Source organism: Xanthomonas sp. D-36-1 (assembly GCF_017746155.1).
Taxonomy (GTDB): domain Bacteria; phylum Pseudomonadota; class Gammaproteobacteria; order Xanthomonadales; family Xanthomonadaceae; genus Xanthomonas; species Xanthomonas cissicola.
The window spans coordinates 23,156-32,237 of the sequence record NZ_JAGHWR010000073.1 but is presented as its reverse complement, the minus strand read 5'-3'; the positions used below and the strand labels follow the sequence as shown (position 1 = coordinate 32,237).

Here is a 9,082-nt window from a genome sequence, read left to right as displayed (position 1 = left end):
GGCGGGAGAAGGTGGCGCGTAGCGCCGGATGAGGGCGGTTGGTGCCGTGAGAGTCACACCTGCGGGAACATCGCGAGACGGCTGCCCCCATCCGCCCTTCGGGCACCGTCCCCCGCAGGCGGGGGAAGGGAGGCGTTGGTGCAACGCCGCTGCAGCGCTGGCAACCCGTTGTCTTCTCGCGCGGGCGGGAGAAGGTGGCGCGCAGCGCCGGATGAGGGGCGCTAGTCTTTAGCTGATCGTGCCGACCAGCTTCAGGCGCTTGTCTTCCGGCACTTCGCTATAGGCCAGCACCGACAGGCTGGGCACGCTGTGGCGGACCAGGCGGGCAAGTGCGGCGCGCACCTGGCCGGGGACCAGCACCACCGCCGGTTCGTTGCGGGCTTCCTGCTTGCCCACGCAATCGGCCAGGCTCTGGTGCAGGCGTTCGGCCAGCCCGGGCTCCAGCGCCACGCCGTTGCCGTGGGTGGATTCCTGCAGGACGCGCTCCAGCTGCGGGGCCAGGGTGAACACCGGCAGCTCCGCCGACATGCCGGCGATTTCCTGCACGATGAAGCGACCCAGCGAGGTACGCACGGCGGCGGTGAGGGTGGCCGGGTCCTGGCTATGCGGGGCGTGTTCGACCAGCGCTTCGACGATCTTGCGCAGCTGCCGCACCGGGATCTTCTCGATCAGCAGGTTCTGCAGCACGCGCACCACCACCGACAGCGGCAGGGCCTTCGGGGTGAGGTCTTCGACCATCTTAGGCGCGGTCTTGGCCAGGGTCGCCAGCAACTGCTGGACCTCCTCGTGGCCGAGCAATTCGGGGGCGTGTTCGCGGATCAGGTGCGACAGGTGGGTGGCGACCACGGTCGCCGGGTCGACCACGGTGTAGCCCATCGATTCGGCATAGGCGCGCTGGTGCGGCTGGATCCAGGTGGCGTCCAGGCCGAATGCCGGGTCCTTGCCGGGGATGCCGTCGAGCTGGCCGAGCGCGCCGCCTGGGTCCAGCGCCAGTTCGCGGTCGGAATAGATTTCTGCGGTGGCCACCGGCACGCCATGCACCAGTAGCCGGTAGGCATTGGCCGACAGTTCCAAGTTGTCGCGGATATGCACCGGCGGCACCAGGAAACCGATGTCCTGGGTGAGCTTGCGGCGCACGCCCTTGATGCGCGCCATCAGTTCGCCGCCCTGGTTCTTGTCCACCAGCGGGATCAGCCGGTAGCCCACTTCCAGGCCCAGCGGGTCGATCGGGCGCAGCTCGTCCCAGCTCAGTTCGGCGCTGGCCTGGGCGGCGGTCGCAGCGGCGGCCGCCTGCGGATCGGCCGCCGGATCGCCGGCAGCCGGTTTTGCCAAGCTGCGCTTGTACAGCTTCCAGGCGATCACGCCCAGGACCAGGCCCAGCGTCAAAAACGCGACGTTCGGCATGCCCGGCACCAGGCCGACCAGGCCGAGGATGGCCGCAGCCACCGCCAACGCGCGGTGCTGGCCGAACACCTGGCTGACCATGGCCCCACGCATGTCCTGCGCACGCGAGGCGCGGGTCACCAGCAAGGCGACCGAAGAGGAGACCAGCAGGGCCGGCAGCTGCGCCACCAGGCCGTCGCCGATCGACAGCAGGGTATAGGTGGAGGCGGCATCCATGAAGCTCATGCCGTGCTGGAGCATGCCCACCGCCATGCCGCCGATGAGGTTGATGAACAGGATCAGGATGGCGGCGATGGCGTCGCCGCGGATGAACTTGTTGGCGCCGTCCATCGCACCGTAGAAGTCGGCTTCCTCGCGCACTTCCTCGCGGCGGGCCTTGGCCTCCTCACGCGTCAGCAAACCGGCGTTGAGGTCGGCGTCGATGGCCATCTGCTTGCCGGGCATGGCGTCCAGGATGAAGCGCGCGGTCACTTCCGACACGCGTCCGGCACCCTTGGTGATGACCACGAAGTTGATGATGGTCAGGATCGCGAAGACCACGATACCCACGGCGTAATTGCCGCCGATCACGAACTGGCCGAAGGCCTCGATGACCTTGCCGGCCGCGGCGTGGCCGTCCTGGCCGTTGATCAGGATCACGCGGCTGGAGGCGACGTTGAGCGCCAGTCGCAGCATCGTGGTCATCAACAGCACGATCGGGAAAATGGTGAATTCCAGCGGGCGCTGCACATACACCACCGCCAGCAGCACCATCAGCGAGATGGCGATGTTGAAGGTGAACAACGCATCCAGCACCGGCGCGGCCAGCGGCACCATTAGCATGGCCAGCATGGCCATCAACGCCAGCGGGGCGCCCAGGCCGTTGCGCAGCAACTCCATGACGCGGCGGGCGTTCATCGGCGCGGGGCGGGCGCTCATGCGCCGGCTCCCTTGCCGAACTCATCCACCTCGAGCGACGGCAGTTCCGGCATCGGGCCGCCGTTCCAGCCACGCAGCTGGTAGACGTAGGACAGCACCTGGGCCACGACCGAATAGAGTCTCACGGGAATTTCCTTGCCGATTTGCGCTTCCCTATACAAGGCGCGTGCCAAAGGCGGCGCGGTGACGATCGCCACCCGGTGCTGTTCGCCGGCTTCGCGGATGCGGAAGGCCATTTCGTCCACCCCCTTGGCCGCCACGATCGGGGCGCGCATCTTGCCGCCTTCGTACTTGAGGGCCACCGCGTAGTGGGTCGGGTTCATCAGCACCACGTCGGCCTTGGGCACCGCTTCCATCATCTGGCGCTGCGACATCTGCATCTGCATCTGGCGGATGCGGCCCTTCACTTCCGGGCTACCCTCGCTTTCCTTCATCTCGCGCTTGATCTCTTCGCGCGTCATCTTCAGCTTCCGCAGCCAGTTCCACTTCTGGTAGGGCGCGTCGATGGCGGCCAGCAGCACCAGCGCGCCGGCGGTGTAGAACAGCAGGCTCTTGGTGAAGTCCAGCCCGTTGCCGATGGCCTGTTCCAGCGGCTGGTTCACCAGCGAGCGCAGGCCGTGCAGGCCCCTGGAGATGCAGAAGCTGGCGGCCAGCCCGACAAACAGCAGGCGCAGCACCGACTTGATCAGCTCGGCCAGGCTGTTGCTGCCCCACATGCGCTTGATCCCGTTGGCGGGGTTGAGTTTGGTGAGGTCGGGCATGATCGCCTTGCCGGAGAAGCGCAGGCCGCTCATCATCAGCGGGCCGGCCAGCCCGGCAGCCAGGCAGATGCCGATCAGGGGCAGCATCACCCACAGCAACTGCAGCAGCAGATCGCCGAAATGGCCGAACAGCGCCATCGGGTTCTCGCGCATCTTCGGGTCCGGGCTGAGCGCGGTCTTCATCCACACCGCAGCGCCATCGCCGATGCCACGGGCCAGCACCATCAGCGCGAACACGCCGGCACCGAACACCGCCGCGGTCGACAACTCGCGCGACTGCGGGATGTTGCCCTGCTCGCGGGCCTCGCGTAGGCGTTTTTCGGTGGGAAGCTCTGTACGCTCGCCGCCGTCTTCGGACTCGGACATGGAGGTGCCGGTGGGGGATTAGCCCAACCGATGCAAGCGGCGTTCCAGTTTGTGGAGCTGGGAATCGGGAATCGGGAATCGGGATTCGGAAAAGCGGTGGCTGCGGGTTGCACCTTAGGCCAGACGCCGGGGCTGCAGCGAGCGGCTCAGCTGGCCGGGCGGCGCGGGCCGTCGCGCTCGGCAACCACGGTGGCGATGAAGCGTTCGGCGTCCATCGGGCGGCCCAGCAGATAGCCTTGCAGCTGGTCGCAGCCCAGCCGTTCCAGGGTGTTGCGCTGGGCGAGGGTTTCCACGCCTTCGGCCACCACTTGCAGGCGCATGGTGTGCGCCAGCGCCACCACGGCCGCCACGATGGCGATGTCTTCGGCGCTGCCGTCCATGGCCTGGACGAAGCTGCGGTCGATCTTGAGCTCGTGCGCCGGCAGCTTGCGCAGGTAGAGCAGGTTGGAATAGCCGGTGCCGAAGTCGTCGATGGCGATGCGCACGCCCAGCGCATTGAGCTGGCCCAGGGTGCGCAGGCAGGCCTCGGCGTCGCGCATGGCCATGGTTTCGGTGATTTCCAGGGTGAGCTGGCCAGGGGCCAGCGCATACTCGCTCAGCGTGGTGGCCACTTCGTCCAGCAGGCTGGGCGAGGCCAGCTGGAGGGCCGACAGGTTGACCGCCACCCGCCAGTCGCCGTGCCCGGCCTGCCGCCAGTCGCGCATCTGGCGGCAAGCCTGCCGCAGCACCCAGCTGCCGAGCAGGCCGATCATGCCGCTGCGTTCGGCCAGCGGAATGAAGCTGTCCGGCGGCACCAGGCCGCGTTCCGGGTGCTGCCAGCGGATCAGCGCTTCGGCGCCGATCGGGCGGCCGTCCTCGGCGCAGTACTTGGGCTGGTAATGCAGCACGAACTGCCCCAGTTCCAGCGCGCGCGGCAGTTCCTGCAGCAGCTGCAGGCGGTCGCGGGTGGTGGCCGTCATCGAGCGTTCGAAAAAGCTGTAGCGGTTGCGGCCGGCATGTTTGGCATGGGTCATTGCCGCATCGGCATGCGTCAGCAGCTGGTGCTCGCTACCGGCGTCTTCCGGGTACAGCGCAATGCCAATGCTGCTGCTCAGGCGCAGCTCGTGGTTGGCAACCAGGAACGGTACCGCCAGCGCCTGCACCAGATGCGCGGCCAGCGCAGCGGCATCTTCCGGGTCGACGATGTCGGCCACCAGCACGAATTCGTCCGCGCCCAGCCGCGCCAGGCTGCCATGCGCGCGCCGGTGCGCGTTCAAGCGCTCGGCCACGACCACCAGCAGGCGGTCGCCCAACGCATGACCATAACCATCGTTGATCACCTTGAAGCCGTCCAGGTTGATCAGCATGACCGCAAAGCGCTGCCCCTGGCGCTGGGCGCGTTCGATGTTCTGCACGAGATGCTCGTGCAGCAGGATGCGGTTTGGCAGCCGGGTGAGTGGGTCGTGCAGCGTCGCCAGTGCCAGTTCGGCATTGGCCTTGGCCAGCGATTGCGCCAGCACATCGGTGCGCTGCTGAAAGCGGCGCGACAGCAACGAAATGACCAGCGCCAGCATCAGCAGGACCAAGGTCACCAGCACCACGACCGCCGTCAGCCACGACAACGGCAGATGCGTCTCGGCAACCGCGCCACACACGCTACCGGGCGCGAACTGCGCGGCGGCCATGCCGGTGTAATGCATGCCCACGATCGCCACGCCCATGATCGAGGCGGCGATCAGACGCAGGCTGGAGCGTTGCCCATCGTGGCGCAGCCGGAACGCGATCCACAACGCGGCAGCAGAGGCGCCGATGGCGATGGCGATCGACAGCCCGAACAGCAGCGGGTCGTAGCGAATGGCCGGCACCATGCGCAGCGCATCCATGCCCATGTAATGCATCAGCGCGATGCCAAGCCCCATCAACAGCGCACCCAGGCCCAACCGGAGCAACGGCAGGTCCGTGCGCGAGGTCAGCCAGAGCGCCAGCGCCGAGGTCAGGATCGCCGCCAGCATCGAATAACACGTCAGCGCCAGGTCGTAGCCCAGCGGAATCGGCAGGCGGAACGCCAGCATGCCGACGAAGTGCATGGACCAGATGCCCATGGCAATGGCGCCGCCCACCAGCCACGCGGCCGCGATGCCGCCGCGACTGGCAGTGGTACGTGCGGCCAGATACAGCGCGGTGTAGGAAGCCAGCACGGCCACCACCAGCGACAGCATCACCATGCCAGGGTTGTAGGTTCCGACCACCTATCCAGTTCCCACGTCGAAAGACGCGTTGCCCAAGACCTAGCGACCCCTTGCGCGACTTCTTGAGCGCGGGAAGCGGCCAATGCCATCAACCCCGCGTTGCCGCCACAGACGGCACGCTTCAAGGTCCTGCGGCCGTCCGCGTACGCAGTCGGCGTACGCAATCACGGCATGTTCGCCCACATCGACTGCCGGCGCGCCGGGGCCTGCCAACGAGACGCGTGCGCTTCCTTCCTGAGCGCGCCGGCATGGCCTGGCCGCCGGCGCGGCTCATGCCACCGAACTTTCCGGTTCCTCCGGCTCGATGCGGTTACGGCCGGAGCGCTTGGCCCGATACAGCGCTTCGTCCGCACGCGCCAGCAGCGAGGCGGCGGTGTCGCCGACGCGGAACCAGGACACGCCCACCGAACAGGTCACCTGCAGCGGGCGTGCGGCACCCACCTCGTACGGAGCAAGACTGAGCGCTTCGTGGATGGCGCGCAGCCGCTGCTGGCTCTGTTGGCTCATGCCTGGCAGCAACAGCAGCAATTCTTCGCCGCCGTAGCGGCCCACCTTGTCCGAATCGCGCAGGCAGGCCGTCAGCCGCGCGCCCACCTTGGCCAGCACCGCATCGCCGACCAGATGCCCATGTTCGTCGTTGACCTGTTTGAAGTGGTCCAGATCGATCAACACCACCGCCAGCGGATGCTCGCCGTGCGCGTAGCCCTGCAGTTCTTCGGCCATCGCTTCCAGGATGCCGGAGCGATTGAGCAGGCCGGTCAGTGCGTCGTGGCTGGCCTTCAAGGCCAGCGCCGCACGCGCGTTTTCCAGTTCGCGTTTTTCGCGCTCCAGTTGGTAAGTGCGCTCGGATACCAATTCGGCCAGCATGCGTTCGCGCGCCACCAGATGGCGGTGCCGCCAGCGCCACAGGCCGATCAGCAGGCCGCCGCCGATCAACACATACAGCGCAATCGCCGGCGGGCTGCGCCACCACAGTGGCGCGACCGCGAAGGGCAGGTCGGCGATCGGCGAAGCGGTGCGACGGTAGCGGTCCAGCACCTGTACCTGCAGACGGAAATGCCCGGAGGGCAGCGGCGGCTGGTCGATGGACAGGTTGTCGCTCTGGATCCACTGGTCGTGCAGGCCGAGCAGGCGATAACGCACCGTCAGGCGGCTGGGGTCGTCGTAGACCTCCATCGTCGACAGCTCGATGTGCAAGGGCTTGTCGCTCCAGCCCAGCAGCTGCCCGCGCTGCACCGGCATGCCGCCGCGGCTGACGCTGTCGATGCGCACGCTGGGCTGGCGTTCGTCGAACAGGCGCGCCGGGTCGCTCACGTGGCTCACGCCGCGTGCGGTGCCGATCCACACCGAACCATCCGGATCTTCGGCAAACGCAGCCTCGGAAACGTCATCCCAGATCAGCCCCTGCGACTGCGACAGATGCGCCCAGCGCTCGCCGTCGTAAACCTCGACGCCGCGTGCATGGCCGACCCAGACCCGGCCGACGCTGTCGCCGCGCAGCAGGTACACGCCGACATCGCGCAGCGCCTCGTCGCTGATTTCCTGAAGGTCCAGGCCGTCGTGCAACAACATGCCGTGCCACAGGCCGGGGCGATAGAACGCCAGCCATACCTCACCGCTGTCGCTGATGTGGAACTTGGCGATCCATGGCTCCGGCGTGCCGCCGTTGACCTTGACCTTGGACCACCGCCCATCGCGCAGCCGGAACAAGCCGTTGGAGCTGGAAACCCACAGCGTGCCGTCGGCGGTTTGCTGGACGTCGGTGTAGGCGATGGCGGGCACGTCGGCCACCTCCTGCAGGCTGCCGCCGTCGAGCGGGTGTTCGATCACGAACAAGCCGCCGGCGCTGAGCATCCACAGCCGGCCCTGGCGGTCGATCAGCAGGCGACGCGCAGTGCGCGGCAGCTTCGCGATCTGCGCGCTGTGCCCGTCCGGCCAGGTGCGGCGCAGGAAACCGGCCGAATTCAGCGTCCACAGGGTGCCGTCTGCGCTGCGCTGCATGCCCACGACCTGGATCCCGGCGCTGTGCAGGGCCGGGACGAAGCGCTCGCCCGGGTCGGCCTGGCGGCCGATGCCGTGCTCGTTGCCGACCAGCAGCGCGCCTTGCGCGTCGCGGGCGATCGACCAGGTCGGCGCGGCCGGCATGCCTTGCGAAGCGTCCCAGTTTTCGATCCATTCGTAGCCGGCCCAGCGCACCAGCCCTTCGCCGTCGACGGTCATCCATACATCGCCGTCGCGATCCACCAAGATCGCATCGCTGCTGCCGGGCGGTAGCCCATTGTCCGCGCCGAAAGTGCGCCAGTGGCCGTTTTCCCAACGCGCCAGTCCGTCGTTACGACGCACCAGCACGCGTCCTTCGCGGTCCATCACCAGCGATGCCGGCCGCCCGACCGTGCTGCCATCCAGCAGCGGCAGCGAGCGAACACTGAAGGCGGTCGTCCCGCGCGCGCGATAGAGCAGGGTGCCCGCACCGCGCACCCACAGCCCGCCATCGTGGTCACGCAACACGCTGTACCACCGGTCGTCCGGCACGCCGTGTTCGGGCCCGAACACCTGCACCTTGCGCTGCGCATCGATGGCGCACAGCTTACGTGCGCAGCCCACCCACAGCGTGTCGCCGTCCACCGACAGGCTCAGCGACTTCGCCAACTCGGGAACGCGTACCCGGGTTGCCGTGTCCAGCAACGGTTCGCTGTGCCAGCGATCGTTGGCGCGGCCCTGCAGGATTTCCAGCGTGCCGCCATTGGCCAGCACCGTGCCCCAGGACAGGGTGGCGAGCTGCATCTGCTCCCCCAGGTGCTCGGCTTCATCCGGCTGCAGTTTGCGGAAGCCGTGCTCGTCGCCGACGAACAAGGCCTGGAAGCCGGCCACCCATAGTCGCCCATCGGCGGTTTCGGCGATCGAGGTGGTGGGCTCGTTGCGCAGGCCATCCAGCGGGACCTGTTGGAAGATGCGCCCGTTGTAGCGATACAGCCCGCTCTCGGTGCACACCCACAGCAAGGTGGCGCGGGTCTGCAGCAGGCAGGTACCGGCAAGCCCGAGCAGGCCCTGGTCGTGGGCATAGCGGCGGATGCTGGCGCTTTGCGCACCGGCCAGGTCGGCCAACGACAGCAACGCCAACAGCAACACCATGGCAAGCGGTGCACGCCGGTGCGATGACCTCCATTGGCGGTGCTCAAACCCCACGGACGTTGCAGTCTCCCACGCATCGGCAATGCGGTCCGCGCCCCTCGCGCGGTGTCTCAGCCTTGCCTCGGCAACCCCCCATCGCAGGCTGCATTGGAACAACTAGCGGCGGCCGACGCGTATTTCTTTAATGCTTCAGCGAGCATGACAGCGTGAGGATCTGGCGAACGCGGCTGTCAGCTCGCGTGTTGTACGACGCTGGTCACACGTTTGCGCAAG

General features: G+C 67.6%; 4 protein-coding genes. All 4 read right to left on the bottom strand.

Annotated features, from left to right (window positions below; all coding sequences use genetic code 11):
* Nucleotides 1-228: 228 nt before the first annotated feature.
* Nucleotides 229-2,301 (bottom strand): flagellar biosynthesis protein FlhA, encoded by a 2,073-nt coding sequence (gene flhA, locus J7367_RS18110; protein WP_029819345.1) that lies wholly within the window; start codon nucleotides 2,299-2,301, stop codon nucleotides 229-231.
* A gap of 17 nt (nucleotides 2,302-2,318) precedes the next feature.
* Nucleotides 2,319-3,449: a flagellar biosynthesis protein FlhB gene (gene flhB, locus J7367_RS18105; RefSeq protein ID WP_057661818.1), complete on the bottom strand. Its 1,131-nt coding sequence runs from the start codon at nucleotides 3,447-3,449 to the stop codon at nucleotides 2,319-2,321.
* Nucleotides 3,450-3,595: 146 nt separating this feature from the next.
* Nucleotides 3,596-5,677, bottom strand: coding sequence for an EAL domain-containing protein (locus J7367_RS18100; RefSeq protein WP_057661816.1), 2,082 nt, complete (start codon nucleotides 5,675-5,677; stop codon nucleotides 3,596-3,598).
* A gap of 270 nt (nucleotides 5,678-5,947) precedes the next feature.
* Nucleotides 5,948-8,863: a ligand-binding sensor domain-containing diguanylate cyclase gene (locus J7367_RS18095; protein ID WP_081027859.1), complete on the bottom strand. Its 2,916-nt coding sequence runs from the start codon at nucleotides 8,861-8,863 to the stop codon at nucleotides 5,948-5,950.
* Nucleotides 8,864-9,082 lie beyond the last annotated feature (219 nt).